We start from the raw sequence: 18,139 nt of genomic DNA on the forward strand, positions 1-18,139 counted from the left end.
CTCTTCGCCATCTTCGGGCGGCCGACTCCCCTTGTTAACTGCAAGTTACAAAAATCCGACAAGAGGATCGCCGCAGCATACCGCGCGGCCGAATCAGGCCGACACCGCGCGCTGATCAAGTGGAGCGAGCATATCGATGACATCGACGACCGCGGCTCGTGCTGCTACCCGCGGCCGTTGGAGGTCATCGACCAGCGCCGCCATCACCGCTCCATCGACCATACAAACCAGCGCATATGCCATCTCGACCCGCGCGATCCGACCGGAACGTTCGACGGCTTCGGTGACGGCTTCCGACCGTTGATGCAGGATCCGGCGCTGGATGTCGCGCAGCGCCGGCTGACGGGAGCAGACAATGTAGCGCTCGTAGCGCGACACCAGCTGCTCGGCGACCCGCTCGCCGCTGTCTACCCCGACCAGTAGCTCGACCAGAATGTCCGCGGTGGTCTCGGCGCTACGCCGGCGCCGAGACAAGTCGGTGACGCGGGCGCGCAACTGCGCGACCTCCAGCATCTCGATGTGTTCCACCGCATGGGCGATGAGGTCGTCGAGGGACGAGAAGTAGTAGGTCGTCGATGCCAACGGCAGACCGGCCCGACGCGCGACGGCACGATGTCCTACCGCGTCGAATCCACCCTCGCGCAGCAGCTCAGCGGCAGCGCCGATCAGCGCATACCGTCGCCGTTCGCCCTTAGGCGTCACTGCTGTCATCACGCGTAGATGCTGCCAGCCCGAGTATCACCGCATCATGCGTTTCCGCCTTTTTCCGACAAACGGCGACCCGCTGGCATGATGGCCGACATGCCGGAACTGAGCCGACGCGCGGTCCTGCGCCTGGGTGCCGCCGCGAGTGCCCTGGGCGTTGTGGGGGCGAGCTCTTTAGGTGGTGCCCGACGAGCACAGGCCGCCCCCTCGCAGGGCGCGCCGACGATGGTCACCGGGGCCTTCACCTCCGCCGCGCGCGGCGGCGCCACCACCAACTGGGCGATCGCCAGGCCGCCGGGTCAGGCCGGCTCGCTGCGTCCACTGATCGCGCTGCATGGCAAAGGCAGCGATGCCGCCACGGTGATGGCCGGGGGCGTGGAGCAGGGCCTGGCAGAAGCCGTCGACGCCGGGCTGCCGCCCTTCGCGGTGGTCGCCGTCGATGGTGGCGGGAGCTACTGGCACCGACGGGCCTCCGGGGAGGATTCGGGCGCCATGGTGACCGACGAGTTGTTGCCGTTGCTGGCCGATCAGGGCTTGGACACCTCGCGGGTGGCATTCATCGGCTGGTCAATGGGCGGTTACGGCGCGCTGCTGCTGGGCGGCAGACTCGGCCCGCGCAGGACAGCGGCCATCTGCGCCGTCAGCCCCGCCCTGTGGATGACGGCCGGCGCGACGGCACCGGGCGCCTTTGACGGCCCTACGGACTACGCCGCGAACTCGGTGTTCGGGATGCCTGCTTTGGCGTCGATCCCGATCCGGGTGGACTGCGGAGATGCCGACCCGTTCGCCGCCGCGACCCAGGCCTTTATCGCCCAGCTGCCCAGCCCGCCGGCGGGTGGGTTCTCCCCCGGCGGGCATGACGGGTCGTACTGGAGTTCTCAGCTGCCCGCGGAGTTGACCTGGATCGCCCCGCTGCTGACGGCCTAGACCCGGCCGCTCCGCGGCGCCTCAGAGCGACTACTGGCAGAGCTTGCCCAACGTGGTGATGTGGTTGTCGAGGTCATGCCCCAACTGCTCGCGCTCCGAGTTCGGTTGCCCGACAAGGTAGCTGAGGTTCAGACGCTCCAGCGCGCCCGCCATCTTCTCGGTGGATTCCACAACGTCTTCGGGCGTCGCGGGCTCAGCGTCCAACCGGCCGCGCAGGTATGCCGCGCCCGCGGTCAGCGACAACCGGGCGTTGGCGGCCACCGCGAGTTGGGCGATGGGGTTTTCCGGGTCCGGGTTCTTCATGTGCATGTTGTTGGCCACCGCTTGACGCGCCATCACGACGGCGTCGCAGACATTTTTCTTGGCGTCGTCGGCCTGCTGGGCACTGAACTTGCCGCCCGATGAGGAGCCCGATGACGGATGCCAGAAAGCTGCCACCGCCGCACCGCCGAGCAGCCCTGCGACCAGGGCGACCGCCGCCGCAATCAGCAGGGGAACGATGGTCGAGGGAGCCGCGGCCGGCGCCGGAGCCGGAATCGACCGCCGCCTCTCCGGGGTCACACTTTTTGCCGGGGGATCCTGCTTTTCGGATTCAGTGGACTCCGGTTCGGTTTCGTCAGCCATGTCACACAGGATAGCGGTACACGCGTCGGGTCAGACCTGGATCTTCCCCTCGGCCGCAGCCGCTCCAATGTCGGTCCGGAAGTGACTGCCGGGCAGCCGAATCGAATCGAGGATCCGATATGCGTCGGCTCGGGCCGCAGTCAGGTCGCCTCCAACGCCGACCACCGACAGCACCCGCCCTCCGGAGGAGACGACGGCCCCGTCGTGACGCACCGAGGTTCCGGCGTGCAACACCCCGTCAGCCTCAGCTCCGGAGATCACATCGCCGACTCGCGGCCGACCCGGATAGTTCTCCGCGGCCAGGACCACCGTCACCGCAGCCGCATCTCGCCAGCGCAGCACCCCGAATTCGCCGAGCCCCCCGGTGGCCGCGGCATGCAGCAACTGCCCCAGCGGGGACTCCAGCAGTGCCAGCACCGCCTGGGTCTCGGGGTCGCCGAAGCGGCAGTTGAACTCCACAACTGCCGGCCCGGTCGACGTCATCGCCAGACCCGCGTACAACAACCCGGTGAAGCGGCTACCCCGCCGGAGAAGTTCCGCTGCGACGGGTTCCACGACGTCGGAAACGATGCCCGCCAGGGCCTCCCTCGACAACCACGGCAACGGGGCGTACGCGCCCATACCACCGGTGTTGGGTCCGCTGTCACCGTCACCGACCCGCTTGAAATCCTGCGCCGGCAGCAGCGGCACGACGGTGGCACCGTCGACGACGCAGAACAAGGAGAGTTCCGGGCCGTCCAGGAACGACTCCAGCAGCACTGGGTGACCGCTGTCGAGCAGTCCGGCGGCATGGGCCCGGGCTGCTGCCCGATCCGCAGTCACCACGACGCCCTTGCCGGCGGCCAGCCCGTCATCCTTGACCACCCAGGCAGCGTCGCCGGCGTCCGGACCGAACCGGTTCAGTGCAGCATCCAAATCAGCCGGGTTGTCGATGATCTCCGAGCGGGCCGTGCGCACCCCGGCGGTAGCCATCACGTCTTTGGCGAACGCCTTGGAGCCCTCGATGCGCGCGGCATCCTGCGACGGCCCGAAGCAGGCGATGCCAGCAGCACGCACCGCATCTGCCACGCCCAGAACCAGCGGCACCTCCGGCCCGATCACCACCAGATCGGCTTCGACTTCGCGAGCCAAAGCGGTGACCGCCGAACCCGAGGTGATGTCGATGTCACGCTGCTCGGCCACCGCAGCAGTGCCGGCGTTGCCGGGGGCGATCACCAGGTGATCAACCTTGGGGTCTTTGCGTAGAGCTAGGAGCAACGCATGTTCCCGGGCGCCGGAACCGATCACCAGGACGCGCATGGGCGCCACTCCTCTCTGAGTTTCGCCCCGCTAGGCCGTCGGCGAGACTCGCGACACAGGATATATAGCGTCGGTTACTACGGATGGCGCTGCATGCCTCCAGGCGTGCAGGCCCGGCAAACGGGTCAGGCCGGGGCGCCCGGCGTGCCGGCCTGGCCGCCCGAACCTGCCTGTCCGCCCGACCCACCCGTGCCCGCGGCTCCGGCGGTGCCGCCCGCGCCGCCCTGCCCGGGGCTGCCGCCGTTGTATCCGGCGATTCCGTTGGCGCCGTTACCGCCGACGCCGCCGTTGCCACCGTCACCGTTCTCGCTGCCCTCCGTAGTCCCACCACGGCTAGCCGAGACGCCCGGGCTGCTGGCACCGGCATTGCCACCGGAGCCGCCGGTGCCGCCGATGCCACCGGAGCCGTTATTGCGATAGATCTCGCCGTTCGCGCCGGCCCCACCGTCGCCGCCGTAGGCACCGCTGCCGCCGATCCCATCCGTGCCAATGCTTCCAGCGTTCCCGCCGTCACCACCGCGCCCGCCGTTACCGCCGTAGCCGTTGTTCGCGTCGATCCGGCCGGTCCTGCCATTTCCACCGATACCGCCGTTACCGCCGTTACCGGCCTGGCCCGAGGCAGCGCCGGCATTGCCACCATGACCGCCACTGCCGCCGTTGCCGCCGTAGCTGTTGTTGGCGGTCGAAGTGCTGTCGGCACCGTTGCCGCCGTCGCCGGCATCGCCGCCACGACTCACGGTCGGTCCGGCGGTGCCGACCGATCCACTCTGCCCGCCGTTGCCGCCGCTACCACCGTTGCCGCCGTAGCCATTGTTGTAGCCCAGCTGGCCGTCGTCGCCGTGACCACCGTTACCGCCGTCCCCGCCGGCTCCGGCCTGCCCAGTGCTGTTGGCTGCGCTTCCGCCAGTCCCACCTTGCCCGCCGTTGCCGCCGTAGCCGTTGTTGTAGCCGACGCGTCCATCAGCACCGTCACCGCCGGCGCCTCCGGTACCACCGTTGCCCACCTGGCCGGTGCTTCCCACCGTGCCGGCCAGCCCACCGGTCCCGCCGCTGCCGCCGCTGCCGCCGTAGCCGTTGTTGTATCCGACTTGTCCGTGAGCACCCGCGCCGCCATCGCCGCCGACACCACCGCCACCGGCCGTACCGGTCCCATTGCCGGCATTGCCGCCCAGGCCACCGATTCCACCGGTGCCGCCTTGACCGTTGTTGTGCGTCACGTCGCCGGCCACACCCGTGCCGCCGGCACCGCCGTCGCCACCGTTACCGGCAGCACCGCCGAGGCCAACAGTCCCAGCCAGTCCACCGGTACCGCCATTGCCGCCGTGAGCTCCGGTGCCACTGTTGTAGCCACGCACGCCGTCGGCACCGGCACCTCCGATACCACCGGTACCGCCATTACCGACCTGACCGGCGGCCCCTCCGGCGTTGCCGCCATTGCCACCCGTGCCACCGGTGCCGCCGTAGCCGTTGTTGACCCCGAAATCGCCGGTGGCACCCGCGCCGCCCTTACCGCCTTCGCCACCGTCACCGACCGCGCCGTCCGAGCCCATCACAGATCCACCGAGGCCACCCTTGCCGCCGGTGCCTCCATTACCGCCATTGCCGCCGCGGCCGGCGCCGGACTGCATGCTGGTGGCGTCCGCACCGTTGGCTCCGTTGCCTCCCGTACCGCCGCTACCGCCGTTACCGTGGTCGCCGCCGTTGCCACCGTTGCCGCCGGCACCACCGTTGGCAGCGGTCTGGCCGGTGCCGACAGGCGGGGCCGGGGTGTAGCCGGCGCCGCCGTCTCCACCGTTTCCGACGATGCTGCCGGCAGGAGTGCTGCCGGAGGTGCCGGCGAGGCCAGCACCGTTCGAACCGACTCCCGCCGTCCCGGCGGCGCCTCCGTGCCCGACGTTGCCGCCGTTACCGCCGTTACCGCCGGTGGTGTGAGTGGCGATCCCGGAGGCACCGTTACCGCCGTCACCGGGGTCAGCGCCGTTACCGCCGCTTCCGGCATTGCCGCCGGCACCTTGCGTTCCGGCGGTGCCGGTGCCGTTGTTGAGGGTGCCCGCAGCGCCGCCGTCGCCACCGTTTCCGCCCTGCCCGCCGGCTCCGCCGTTGCCGCCGTTGCCGCCGTTGCCGGTCCCGCCGTTTGCGAAGCTGCCGGTAGACCCGTCATTGCCGATGCCACCGTTGCCACCATTGGCTCCGTGGCCGCCGTTTCCTCCGGATCCGGCATTGCCGGCTTGGGTTCCGCTGGCTCCGCCTGCGCCACCCTGACCGCCCGATCCGCCGATGCCGCCGGTGTTTCCTGATGCACCCGGGTTCTGCCCGTCGGTACCTTGCGCGCCGGTTGCGCCATCACCACCGTGTCCGCCGCTGCCGCCATTGCCGCGGTCGCCGCCATTGCCGCCTGCTCCGCCGTTCCCACCATTGAGGCTCGCTGGGGCGCGGTCGTCGCTGCCGGCGTCGTAGCCGTTACCGCCGTTGCCGCCGTTGCCGACGACACCGGTCACGCCGTTGCCGGCAGTTCCGTCTTGGCCCGCGGTACCGGTGCCGGCACCACCGCCTGTGCCAGCCGCGCCACTTGCGCCGCCTGCTCCGGCAGCACCGGCGTTGCCACCATCGCCGCCGTTGCCGCCGGCGAGGTGGGTTGAGTTGCCGTCCTTGCCGTCGCCGCCATCGCCCGGGGTGCCGGCGTCGCCACCGTTGCCGCCATTGCCGCCGCTGCCGTTGGCGCCTGCCGCGCCGCCAGCCGAGGAGGCTCCACCGTTGCCGCCCTGACCGCCGCTACCACCAGCGCCACCGTTGCCGCCGTCGCCGGCGGTGCCGCCGTGGGTTCCCGCCGCGGCGGCGCCGTCGCCGGCTGCGTCATAACCGTCGCGGCCTTGGCCACCGTTGCCGCCCTGACCACCGTTGCCGCCGCTACCGCCAGCGCCACCGATAGCCCCAGTACCACCGTGGCCACCGGAGCCGGCCGCGCCGCCTCTACCGCCTTCTTGACCGTTGTCGCCGGAGTTGACTCCGCTCAGGCCGTGATAGCCCGCGCCGCCATCCCCACCGTTGCCACCGTCGCCGCCATTGCCCTGAGTGCCGTCGAACCCGCTGGCACTGCCATCGGAGTTCCGGCCGCCGGTACCGGCCTCGCCGCCGTTACCGCCGTTACCGCCGTTGGTCCCAGCGCCGCCGTTTCCACTCGGGACGGTGGCCTGGCCGCCATCAACACCGTCGGCACCCCGACCACCGGCACCACCATTGCCACCAACACCCGCGACGCCATCAACACCCGAAGCAGCCTGGCCCCCACGACCCGAACCACCCACACCACCAACACCGGCATTACCACCGTTGCCACCAGCCTGACCGGCCTCACCATCAATCGAGGTGTTGCCGTCACTGAGACCATCACGACCCGCAGCCCCATCAGTGCCATCAGCACCATCACCGGCGCTACCACCCACACCACCTAGACCCTGCAGACCATCCGTGCCCGCCGCACCATCAGCAGCCCGCGTGCCATCACCGGAGACACCACCAACACCGGCAGTGCCCGCCGCACCACCGGCACCGCCATCGCCACCAACACCACCAGCGCCACCACTGCCGCCAGCAAGACCCGCACCGGACTGCCCGACACCACTGCCACCGGCACCACCGGCACCACCATCGCCGCCAGCACCACCATTGCCGGCATTACCACCCACGCCACCAACACCGGCAACACCACTGTTGGCACCAGTACCGGCAACACCACCAGCGCCGCCAGCACCACCATTGCCACCACGCGTGCCCGCACCGCCGTCCCCACCACGCTCACCAGCACCACCATCAACCGAACCCGCAGACCCGTCACCACCGGCAGCACCAGCACCACCCTGGGAACCAGCCCCACCCTGGGCACCGTGACCGCCGGCACCACCGACACCACCATTGCCGCCATCACCATCGGCAACCCGCGTCAGCCCATCAGCACTCAGACCACCCTGACCACCACTGCCACCAGCACCACCATTGCCACCAGCCGTGCCATCAACAGCACCCACGACGCCATCAACACCGTCAGCACCCCGACCACCGGCACCACCATTGCCACCAACACCCGCGACGCCATCAACACCCGAAGCAGCCTGGCCCCCACGACCCGAACCACCCACACCACCAACACCGGCATTACCACCGTTGCCACCAGCCTGACCGGCCTCACCATCAATCGAGGTGTTGCCGTCACTGAGACCATCACGACCCTCAGCCCCATCAGTGCCATCAGCACCATCACCGGCGCTACCACCCACACCACCTAGACCCTGCAGACCATCCGTGCCCGCCGCACCATCAGCAGCCCGCGTGCCATCACCGGAGACACCACCAACACCGGCAGTGCCCGCCGCACCACCGGCACCGCCATCGCCACCAACACCACCAGCGCCACCACTGCCGCCAGCAAGACCCGCACCGGACTGCCCGACACCACTGCCACCGGCACCACCGGCACCACCATCGCCGCCAGCACCACCATTGCCGGCATTACCACCCACGCCACCAACACCGGCAACACCACTGTTGGCACCAGTACCGGCAACACCACCAGCGCCGCCAGCACCACCATTGCCACCACGCGTGCCCGCACCGCCGTCCCCACCACGCTCACCAGCACCACCATCAACCGAACCCGCAGACCCGTCACCACCGGCAGCACCAGCACCACCCTGGGAACCAGCCCCACCCTGGGCACCGTGACCGCCGGCACCACCGACACCACCATTGCCGCCATCACCATCGGCAACCCGCGTCAGCCCATCAGCACTCAGACCACCCTGACCACCACTGCCACCAGCACCACCATTGCCACCAGCCGTGCCATCAACAGCACCCACGACGCCATCAACACCGTCAGCACCCCGACCACCGGCACCACCATTGCCACCAACACCCGCGACGCCATCAACACCCGAAGCAGCCGCACCGGCCCCTGTTCCGGCCACACCACCAACACCGGCATTACCACCGTTGCCACCAGCCTGACCGGCGCCACCAGCACCGTTGTTCACACCCGCGACACCGGCACTACCGGCAGCACCCGCAGCACCAGCACCACCACTGCCGGCATTGCCACCAGCACCGGCAGCACCCACAACACCCGCGGTCGAACCACTGCCACCGACACCACCATTACCGCCGGCACCACCATTACCGCCGCCGCCGCCGTTGCCGTCACCGGTCACAAACGATCCAGCCGCACCATCAACGCCGTGACCACCCACGCCGCCAGCACCACCATCGCCACCAGCACCCGAGACAGCCCGAGTCACCCCATCCGCAGCCAAACCACCCAGGCCACCACTGCCACCAGCACCACCATTGCCACCAGCCGTGCCACTGTCGCCAGCATTGCTTCCGTTGACACCGCCCGCACCCTGACCGCCCTGGCCACCAGCACCACCAACACCCGCAGAACCGCTGGCACCATCAGCAGCCGCACCGGCCCCTGTTCCGGCCACACCACCAACACCGGCATTACCACCGTTGCCACCAGCCTGACCGGCGCCACCAGCACCGTTGTTCACACCCGCGACACCGGCACTACCGGCAGCACCCGCAGCACCAGCACCACCACTGCCGGCATTGCCACCAGCACCGGCAGCACCCACAACACCCGCGGTCGAACCACTGCCACCGACACCACCATTACCGCCGGCACCACCATTACCACCGCCGCCGCCGTTGCCGTCACCGGTCACAAACGACCCAGCCGCACCATCAACGCCGTGACCACCCACGCCGCCAGCACCACCATCGCCACCAGCACCCGAGACAGCCCGAGTCACCCCATCCGCAGCCAAACCACCCAGGCCACCACTGCCACCAGCACCACCATTGCCACCAGCCGTGCCACTGTCGCCAGCATTGCTTCCGTTGACACCGCCCGCACCCTGACCGCCCTGGCCACCAGCACCACCAACACCCGCAGAACCGCTGGCACCATCAGCAGCCGCACCGGCCCCTGTTCCGGCCACACCACCAACACCGGCATTACCACCGTTGCCACCAGCCTGACCGGCGCCACCAGCACCGTTGTTCACACCCGCGACACCGGCACTACCGGCAGCACCCGCAGCACCAGCACCACCACTGCCGGCATTGCCACCAGCACCGGCAGCACCCACAACACCCGCGGTCGAACCACTGCCACCGACACCACCATTACCGCCGGCACCACCATTACCACCGCCGCCGCCGTTGCCGTCACCGGTCACAAACGATCCAGCCGCACCATCAACGCCGTGACCACCCACGCCGCCAGCACCACCATCGCCACCAGCACCCGAGACAGCCCGAGTCACCCCATCCGCAGCCAAACCACCCAGGCCACCACTGCCACCAGCACCACCATTGCCACCAGCGGTGCCATCAACAGCACCCACGACGCCATCAACACCGTCAGCACCCCGACCACCGGCACCACCATTGCCACCAACACCCGCGACGCCATCAACACCCGAAGCAGCCTGGCCCTCACGACCAGAACCACCCACACCACCAACACCGGCATTACCCCCAGCGCCACCAGCCTGACCGGCCTCACCGTTGGGATTGTCGATGTCGCCGTTGGTGCCCCGAGCGCCATCAGCGCCCCGGCCACCGTTACCGGCGTTACCGCCCACGCCACCGGCACCGTCAGTGCCGACGGTGGAGCCGCCGCCTCCGGCCCCACCATTGCCACCGACTCCGCCGTTGCCCCCGCGAGTGCCATCCGCACCAGGCTGCTCGCCGTCGACCCCGTTGATGCCATCGCCGCCCCGACCGCCGGCGCCGCCCGCACCACCGTTGCCTTCAGCGGCCCGCGTGAGACCGTCAGCCTCAACGCCGCCCGCGCCACCGTTGCCCCCAGCGCCACCGTTGCCGCCGGCGATCCCATCGGGGTCCTGCGCGGTGCCGTTGCTCCCAGCAAAACCGTTACCGCCGGCGCCACCATTGCCACCGAGACCAGCCAGGCCGCCATTGCCCGAAGCAGCGTGCCCGCTGTTGCCGCTGGCGCCACCCGCCCCACCCAGGCCGGCGTTGCCTCCAGCGCCACCATCTTGGCCGGCAGCCCCCTCAGGATTGTCGGCATCGCCATCAGCTCCGTCGGCACCGTCCGCCCCGGCACCGCCGTTACCGCCGTTGCCGCCTAGGCCGCCTTGGCCATCAACGCCGACGGTGGCGCCGTTGCCGCCGAGTCCGCCGTTACCGCCAGCACCACCGTTGCCACCAGCTTCACCCGCGGCGCCAGGGTCCACGCCGCTTGCCCCAGTGAGGCCCGCGCCGCCAGCGCCACCGTCGCCGCCGGCACCACCATCACCTCGGGTGGCGTACGAGCCATCAGCAAGCAGGCCGCCGACGCCGCCGTCGCCGCCGGCACCGCCGTGGCCGCCCGCGGTGCCGTTAACGGATCCGTCGACTCCATCGCTGCCCTGGAAGCCGGTGCCGCCGGCACCGCCCTGACCACCTGCACTGCCGGTGCCGTGGAGGCCGGTCGCAGCGGTGCCGTCGCCCGCAACACCACCGGCGCCGAAGGCGCCCCCGTTGCCGCCGGCACCGCCATAGCCGGCATCGAGATGGTCTGCCGTACCCGCAGCACCCTGACCACCGGCGCCGGCCTGCCCGGCATTGCCGCCATCGCCGGCGGCACCACCGACGCCAGCAGTGCCCGCGGCACCATTGGTCGCGGTTCCCGCCGCGCCCGCGGCACCACCGTTGCCTCCGGCGCCGCCGTTACCGGCGTTGCCGCCGACGCCCCCAATGCCGTTCTCGCCGTTGTCGAAGGTGCCTTCCGCGCCCGCGGCGCCACTGCCCCCGCTACCGCCGGCCGCGCCCTTACCTCCGATGCCACCATTGCCGGCGTTACCCGACACCGAGCCGCCCGCGCCACCGGCACCGCCGGTACCGCCGTGGCCGCCGGCTCCGCCGTTGACGCCGGACGCACCCGCAGTGAGCGCGTCGGCACCCGCTGCGCCAGCACTACCAGCTCCACCGGCACCACCGGTGCCGCCGTTGCCGTGTGCACCACCAGCACCGCCGATGCCACCAGCGCCGCCAGATGCGCCCGCGCCGTCGGTCAGGTTCGCCGTACCGTTACCCCCGGCACCGCCGGTCCCACCGTTGCCGCTGGCACCACTGGGAACCTGGCCGTCGACGCCCGGTCGTCCTGCGTTGCCCCACATCCAGGCCATGAACTTCTCGCCCGCGGCCCCACCTGCTCCGACAACCGTCCCGATCTGACCGCCAGCACCGCCAGCGCCACCATCACCGCCACCGAGGGCGCCATCGCCACCGAGTCCACCGGCGCCACCATCACCGGCAGCTCCCGCATTTCCGCCGGCCCCGCCATCACCGGCAGCACCGAAGTGCCCACCAACGCCGCCCACACCGCCACGGCCACCGCCGCCGCCATCGCCACCGCTACCGCCGGCGCCACCGCTACCGCCCAGGTCATCCAGGCTGATGCCGCCGGCGCCACCCTCGCCACCCGCACCACCCGCACCGCCCACCCCACCGGCGCCACCGACACCGCCGAGGCCCAGCACGAATCCGGCAGCACCGCCGGCACCGCCGTTGCCACCTAGACCACCGACCAGCCCGTCGCCACCGATGGTGCCGTCCAGTCCCAAGATGCCCTCGATGCCGGCCATGCCGGCCAGACCCGTAGCACCGGCACCCCCAGCGCCGCCCGCGCCACCGAAGCCGATCAGACTGGCCGCGTCGCCGCCGGCACCGCCATTGCCGCCGGCCAGCAGCGCATCCAGCGAAGCGCCACCGGCGCCACCGGCGCCGCCATCGCCGAACAGCCAGCCGCCCAGTCCGCCGGTGCCACCGTCGGCGCCGGCAAAACCGTCACCGCCCACGCCACCGTTGCCGAACATGCCGGCATTGCCGCCCATCCCACCGACACCGCCAGCGATTTCGGCTACGCCGGCCGTACCCGCGCCACCAGAACCGAGCAGGAACCCGCCATCGCCTTGGTCCCCAAACCAGCCCCAGCCACCCAGCAGTGAGTCGTTGGCCCCATCAAAGCCATCGATTCCATTACCGATCAGCGCCCGGCCGAACAGATCCAGGAATGGCTGATTGAGCAGGTCGAGAAGCTGCTGATTGTCTGCGATGAAGTCCTGCGTCAAGTCATAGAGCGGCAGGTACAGCTGCTCGTGATAGAAACCCGCCACCGCCAGGTCGAACTGCTCAAATGCGTCGTAGAGAAAGAAGTTGCTGCCGGCGGCCGAGCCAGGCTCCACCCAGCCGGTCCAGTCCCCCCACAGCGCCGGGTCGAACAGGTCCTCCATGTCCGCACCGGCCGTCGGGGCAGACGCCAAGGGCGTCACCCCAAACGCCAGGAACGCCGCCACCGAACTCACCGCACCGCCGACGCGCCGCACGGCTTCGCCTCGACCCTGCGGTCGAACTTTGCCGTTTTCATTGCGCTGACGAGCCACGTCCTGCTCCCGATTCGGTAGGTCCTCAAGGGGGAGGACGCGGATAACTTCCGCAAAGCCGGAAGTTACCGCCGAGTAAGAGACTCCTCAACTCAGATTTGGAGAGAAGTTTTCGTATGTGGACAGATCGCGTTAAAAGCTGCTAAATATTGCCTGGTCGCGTTTACTTTGGTCGTGATGTCCGCCACAGAAGACTGGCGGAGTGATTTTTCCCATTGCTTCCCTAAGGGGAACCTGGATTTCGGGTATGCAATGGGCAGGTGTCCAGCGAATCCGCTGAGGCCCGACGACCCGCTCCGCGGCGTCAACCGCACCGAGTTTGACCCGCATATGACCGCGGAGTTTCGGAGTCCGCACTGCATTCGGGCTCGCCCTGACGGAGGGCCGCTATCGAAAGCCCAGGAAGCGAGCCGAAGCAGCCGACCGGAGATCAGCCGCTAGCACAGCGCGCAGCCCGCACACTCAGCTCTCAGATGGGTGGCGCGGGTCGGCCAAGACCGATCAGCTGTACAGCCCCACCGGGGGGGGAGCCGCCTGCGCGCGGTGGTCATCCAGACGGCAACCGGTTCAGTCGCGAGCCACCAGGGCATGCAGTTCCGGGATGGACCACGGCTGGCACGCGTGATGATCGCGGTAGCCCAGTACCGAAGGAACGGGTCGCTCAAAGCGACCGACGAACCCACCCGATGCCAGAAATACCGAGCCGGTCACTCCTTCGGCCATATCGCTGGCCAAGTAGGCGTAGAGCGGCGCGACATAGCTGGCCGGAGCCGGATCCAACGACGCCCGCATGCTCAACTCATCGAGCAGGCCACGCGCGTGCAGTTCACGGATCTGCTGCTCATAGTCGTCGCCGGTGGAAAGCCTCGTTTTCGCGCCCGGGCACACGACGTTGGCCCGCACACCATAGGCCGCGAGCTCCGCGGAGACCGCCACGGTCAATCCATTGATCGCGCCTTTGCCCGCGGGGTAGCCAGTGCCGCCGTAGTTGCCGAGGAAGGCCACCGAGCCACTGTTGATGATCGAGCCTCGCCGTTGCTCGACCATGATCGGTGCAGCAGCTCGACAGGTGTAAAAAACCGTACCGAGATGCGCATCGAGCAGGTCGTTGAATTGTGCGCTGGACACGGAAAGGATCGAGGAGCCGGCCGGCTCGGCGATGCCGGCGCAGTTGATCAGCACGTCGACGCTGCCGTATTCCTCCCGGCAGGCTTGAACCAGTGCCACGGCCGTGGCCTCGACGTGGGCTGCACCGGCCAGGCCGATCGCTCGCCCACCTGATGCGACGAGCGCTTCGGTGGTGTCTGCCACCGCCTCGGGGTCACGGCCGTTGACGACCACTCCGGCCCCGCACGCCGCCAGCAGTTGCGCCACTGCTCGCCCGATGCCACGACTGCCCCCGACCACGACGGCTGCCCGGCCGGCGAGCAGGGTGTCGGTCACTGGCCCTTCTGCTGATCCAGTACGGCCGCCACGTTGGCCGCCTTGTCTTCAGCTTTGCCCGCAGCAGCGGCCTTGCTCCGCTTGGCGATCACCTTCTCCACCACAGAGTTCAGCCCCGACCCCCGCGGGAAGCCCACGTAGTGCGTGATGAAGAGGGCCATCTCGCGCAGCTCGTTCTCGGTCATCTCCCCGTTGTGCAGGGCGGCGTTGACCTGAATCTCCGCCAGATCCTTCTCGCCCAGCGCAGTCACCACGGACAACGTCATCAGCCGCTTGTCACGCATGGAAAGACCGGGACGCGACCAGATCCGGCCAAAAAGGTGGTCGGCAGTGAGGGCGAAGAACTCACCCGGCATGTCGGGCATGTCCCAGGCGTAGACCTCGTTCATCTTGGCCAGTCCGGTACGGCGCAGTTCGTCCATCAGAGCTCTCCTAGTCGGCAGTGGAATGGGGCACGCCCAGGGCTGCGCCGAGGCGGTCCAGGGCTATCTGCGCCAGCGGCAGGTCGACCCCCGTTGCCTCCCCCAGCCCCAGCGCAAGTCGAAGGTCTTTCTCACCGAGTCCGCGGGTGTGGGTGAAGGCGTCGCGCAGAAAGTGGTCGGATCCCAGCGGGGCGGTCGACTCAAGCAGCATGATCACCCCGGGTCCACCGGTGAGGGCATCGGTGTGACGTACCACCCGGCCCAGCGCCTGCAGGTCAAGTCCAGCCGCCTCGGCCAGTTTCATGGCTTCGCCGGCCGCAGCGTAGCCGGTGAAGGTCAACATGTTGCGCGCCAGCTTCATTCGGGTTCCAGCTCCGGGCTCACCGGCGTGAATCACCAACGATGCCCATTGCTTGAATGCCGGCTTGATCTGTTCGTAGACCGCGCGATCGGCACCGACCATGGTTGCCAGTTGGCCCTTCTCGGCCGCACCGGCACCGCCGCTGACCGGCGCGTCGACGACGTGAATGCCATGGCGCTTGAGCTCCTCAGCCAGCTCAGCGGCCGTGGTGTCGGCGATCGTCGAGTGAATCGCGATGACAGTACCCGGCTTGGCCGTGGGCAACAGTTCGGCGATCACCTGGCGGACCTGCGCATCATCGAGCACGGTGATGCTGATGATGTCGGCGTTCGCACCGACCTCGGCAACGCTGCCGGCGACATTGGCCCCGGCTTCAGCCAGGGGCGTCATTGCCTCTGTCCGCAAGTCGAAAATAGTTAGCCCACCGGGCCATTCGACCAAACGCTTGGCCATCGGCGCACCCATATTGCCGAGGCCGATGTACCCCAGACGGGGCTGTTCTTCAGCACTGCTCATGAGCGGATGATCTGTCCGCCGTCGACGTTGAAGATCTGTCCGGTGATCCACGACGCCTGATCCGACAGCAGGAACAGGCACATCGGGACGAGATCCTCCGGCGTGCCCATGCGGGCCAACGGAAGCTGCTGCACCATCTGCTTGACGATGGCCTGCGGGGTGGTGACGCGGTTGGCCTCGGTGTCGATCGGACCGGGGGCGATGGCGTTGATTCGGATGTTTCGCCAGCCCAGTTCGCGGGAGAGCTGCTGGGTCAGGCCGTTGATGCCGACCTTGGCGAGTCCGTAGAAGTTGGAGTAAACCCATGCCGCAGTTGATGATTGGTTGACGATAGCGCCGCCACCACGCTTGGCCATGTGCTCGTAGACCGCACGGGTGCAGATCAGCGCACCGTCAAGATTGACCCGCATGAACTTCTCGTAGTAGTCCCATGGCACCGTGAGCAGGCCGTCGAGCTTCATGCCGCCGAAGATCGCGGCATTGTTGACCAGGTAGTCGATCCCGCCGAATTCGGCAACGGCTGCGTCGGCCATGGCCTGTGCAGACTCCATATCCGAGACGTCGACCCGCACCGCGACCGCCTTGCCGCCGTCGGCGACGATCTGGTCAGCCACCGCCTTCGCGCCGTCGACGTTGATGTCGGCGACCACGACCGCGGCACCGTCGGCGGCCAGGGCCTGGGCGTAGGCCTGCCCGATCCCGCCACCGGAGCCGGTAACGATCGCCACCTTGTTATCGAATTGACCCATGTACTTCTCCCTCGTTCAGGCGTGCTTAGTTCGCTGCTGTGGCAATGGCTTTGATTTCCAGGTACTCCTCGAACCCGGCGGTGCCCATCTCCCGGCCGATCCCGGACTGCTTGTACCCGCCGAACGGCACATCTGCGGAGTACCAGACCCCGCCGTTGACGTTGACGGTGCCGGCCCGCAGGCGAGCCGCCACTCCCGCCGCCCGCTGGGGGTCGGCGCCGTAGACGGTGGCTGACAAGCCGTAGGGCGAGTCGTTGGCGATGCGCACCGCGTCGTCATCGCCGTCGTGGGCGATCACGGTCAGCACCGGGCCGAAGATCTCCTCGCGGGCCACCCGGGCGTCATTGGTCAGGCCGGCGATCACGGTGGGTTCGATGAAGAATCCGGCCGGTTGGTCGGCGGGGCGACCGCCGCCGCAGGCGAATCTGCCGCCTTCGGTGATCGCCAGATCCAGGTAGCCCTGGACTCGGTCACGTTGGCGCGCCGAGATCAACGGGCCGCAGACGGTGCCGGGCTTGGACGGATCACCGGGCTTGATCGAGCCCATGGTGCCGGCCGCGATCGCGACCGCCTCGTCGTAGCGCGCCCGCGGCACCACCAGCCGGGTGGTGATCGCGCAACCCTGCCCGGCGTGCACGCAGGCCGAGAACCCCGCGACCGAGCAGGCGGCGGCCAGGTCGGCATCGTCGAGCACCACGAAGGCGGACTTTCCGCCCAGCTCCAGGAACACCTTCTTGATGGTGGCGGCCGCATCGGCCATCACGCTGCGACCGGTGGCGGTCGACCCGGTGAACGAGACCATGTCCACCCGAGGGTCCGTTGCCAGCATGGCGCCCAGCGCGTGGTCGGTGGAGGTGACGATGTTGACCACGCCCGCCGGGATATCGGTGTGCTCGGCGATCAGCTCTCCGAGCACCGCCGCGACCCAGGGGGTATCGGGGGCGGGCTTGAGCACGACGGTGTTGCCGGCAGCCAACGCCGGGCCCAGCTTGGCCAGGTTGATCTGGTGCGGGAAGTTCCACGGGGTGATGGCTCCGACGACACCGACGGCTTCCCGCACCACAGACCGCCGCGTGGGGATGCCGAGCGGGCTGGCCTGACCGAGGTCCTGGGTCCACTCGTAGTTTTCGGCGGTGTCGGCGGCGAAACCGAGGTCGGCGATGGGCCCTTCCAGATGGGCGCCGGCGGTCAGCATCCGGGGTGCGCCCACGTCGGCGATCGTCAAGTCGCGTAGCTCTTCGACATGTTCGCCCATCGCGTCACGCAGCTGCCGCACGCAGCGCACCCGGAGTTCGGTGTTGGTCGACCAGTCCGTCTCGTCGAAGGCTCGCCGCGCCGCGCCGATCGCACGATCCATGTCGGCGGCATCGGCGTCGGCCGCCTCACCGAGAACCTCTTCGGTGGCCGGGTTGACGGTGGCGAAAACACCGGCCGCTCCCGAAGTCAGCTTGCCGTCGATGAGCAGCCGGCTCACTCCATCAGCCAGTAACGCCATCAATCACTCCCACAGCTTGGTCGCAGCTCTCCGGGGGAAGAACACTGCGAAAATGGACACATGTCCGTTATTACCCCGTCGAACCCTAGCCTCAGAGCCGACAGGCCCGCAACCCTCTTGCCCTTAAACCGTTGTTTCCCAGTGGACTT

The 18,139-nt window shown here is 69.0% G+C and carries 10 protein-coding genes; 1 reads left to right on the forward strand and 9 read right to left on the reverse strand.

Annotated elements, in window-relative coordinates; all coding sequences use genetic code 11:
* Window positions 1–93: 93 nt before the first annotated feature.
* Window positions 94–711: a TetR/AcrR family transcriptional regulator gene (locus G6N09_RS05520; protein ID WP_083026910.1), complete on the reverse strand. Its 618-nt coding sequence runs from the start codon at window positions 709–711 to the stop codon at window positions 94–96.
* Window positions 712–789: 78 nt separating this feature from the next.
* Here G6N09_RS05520 and G6N09_RS05525 point away from each other — a divergent pair, with 78 nt between their 5' ends.
* Window positions 790–1,632, forward strand: coding sequence for an alpha/beta hydrolase-fold protein (locus G6N09_RS05525; protein WP_083026909.1), 843 nt, complete (start codon window positions 790–792; stop codon window positions 1,630–1,632).
* Between the two features lie 30 nt (window positions 1,633–1,662).
* On the opposite strand, the gene G6N09_RS05530 is transcribed toward G6N09_RS05525, so the two are convergent.
* The 8 genes from G6N09_RS05530 to G6N09_RS05565 all read right to left on the reverse strand — a co-directional run bounded on the left by G6N09_RS05530 (window position 1,663) and on the right by G6N09_RS05565 (window position 17,990).
* Window positions 1,663–2,256, reverse strand: coding sequence for a hypothetical protein (locus G6N09_RS05530; RefSeq protein ID WP_083026908.1), 594 nt, complete (start codon window positions 2,254–2,256; stop codon window positions 1,663–1,665).
* 30 nt (window positions 2,257–2,286) lie between these two features.
* Window positions 2,287–3,555 (reverse strand): phosphoribosylamine--glycine ligase, encoded by a 1,269-nt coding sequence (gene purD, locus G6N09_RS05535; protein ID WP_083026974.1) that lies wholly within the window; start codon window positions 3,553–3,555, stop codon window positions 2,287–2,289.
* Between the two features lie 125 nt (window positions 3,556–3,680).
* Window positions 3,681–12,947, reverse strand: a complete 9,267-nt coding sequence (locus G6N09_RS20240) for a hypothetical protein (RefSeq protein WP_163752670.1) — start codon at window positions 12,945–12,947, stop codon at window positions 3,681–3,683.
* A 624-nt stretch (window positions 12,948–13,571) separates the two neighbouring features.
* Window positions 13,572–14,447, reverse strand: a complete 876-nt coding sequence (locus G6N09_RS05545; protein WP_083027196.1) for an SDR family NAD(P)-dependent oxidoreductase — start codon at window positions 14,445–14,447, stop codon at window positions 13,572–13,574.
* Entirely contained in the window at window positions 14,444–14,869 is a 426-nt protein-coding gene (locus G6N09_RS05550) for a carboxymuconolactone decarboxylase family protein (protein WP_083027197.1), read from the reverse strand. The genes G6N09_RS05545 and G6N09_RS05550 overlap by 4 nt, the downstream gene beginning before the upstream one ends.
* 10 nt (window positions 14,870–14,879) lie before the next feature.
* Complete coding sequence (locus G6N09_RS05555; RefSeq protein WP_083027198.1) at window positions 14,880–15,746, reverse strand: NAD(P)-dependent oxidoreductase; 867 nt, start codon at window positions 15,744–15,746, stop codon at window positions 14,880–14,882.
* Window positions 15,743–16,495 (reverse strand): SDR family oxidoreductase, encoded by a 753-nt coding sequence (locus tag G6N09_RS05560; RefSeq protein ID WP_083027199.1) that lies wholly within the window; start codon window positions 16,493–16,495, stop codon window positions 15,743–15,745. The genes G6N09_RS05555 and G6N09_RS05560 overlap by 4 nt, the downstream gene beginning before the upstream one ends.
* Window positions 16,496–16,520: 25 nt before the next feature.
* Entirely contained in the window at window positions 16,521–17,990 is a 1,470-nt protein-coding gene (locus tag G6N09_RS05565; RefSeq protein WP_083027200.1) for an aldehyde dehydrogenase, read from the reverse strand.
* Between the last annotated feature and the right edge of the window lie 149 nt (window positions 17,991–18,139).

Origin of the sequence: Mycolicibacter minnesotensis (genome assembly GCF_010731755.1) — a bacterium.
Lineage (GTDB): Bacteria > Actinomycetota > Actinomycetes > Mycobacteriales > Mycobacteriaceae > Mycobacterium > Mycobacterium minnesotense.

Bases quoted from the DNA above. Each gene is read 5' to 3' on its own strand.
- G6N09_RS05520 (WP_083026910.1), bottom strand. From the start codon at position 711: ATGACAGCAGTGACGCCTAAGGGCGAACGGCGACGGTATGCGCTGATC.
- G6N09_RS05525 (WP_083026909.1), top strand. From the start codon at position 790: ATGATGGCCGACATGCCGGAACTGAGCCGACGCGCGGTCCTGCGCCTG.
- G6N09_RS05530 (WP_083026908.1), bottom strand. From the start codon at position 2,256: ATGGCTGACGAAACCGAACCGGAGTCCACTGAATCCGAAAAGCAGGAT.
- purD (WP_083026974.1), bottom strand. From the start codon at position 3,555: ATGCGCGTCCTGGTGATCGGTTCCGGCGCCCGGGAACATGCGTTGCTC.
- G6N09_RS05550 (WP_083027197.1), bottom strand. From the start codon at position 14,869: ATGGACGAACTGCGCCGTACCGGACTGGCCAAGATGAACGAGGTCTAC.
- G6N09_RS05555 (WP_083027198.1), bottom strand. From the start codon at position 15,746: ATGAGCAGTGCTGAAGAACAGCCCCGTCTGGGGTACATCGGCCTCGGC.
- G6N09_RS05560 (WP_083027199.1), bottom strand. From the start codon at position 16,495: ATGGGTCAATTCGATAACAAGGTGGCGATCGTTACCGGCTCCGGTGGC.
- G6N09_RS05565 (WP_083027200.1), bottom strand. From the start codon at position 17,990: ATGGCGTTACTGGCTGATGGAGTGAGCCGGCTGCTCATCGACGGCAAG.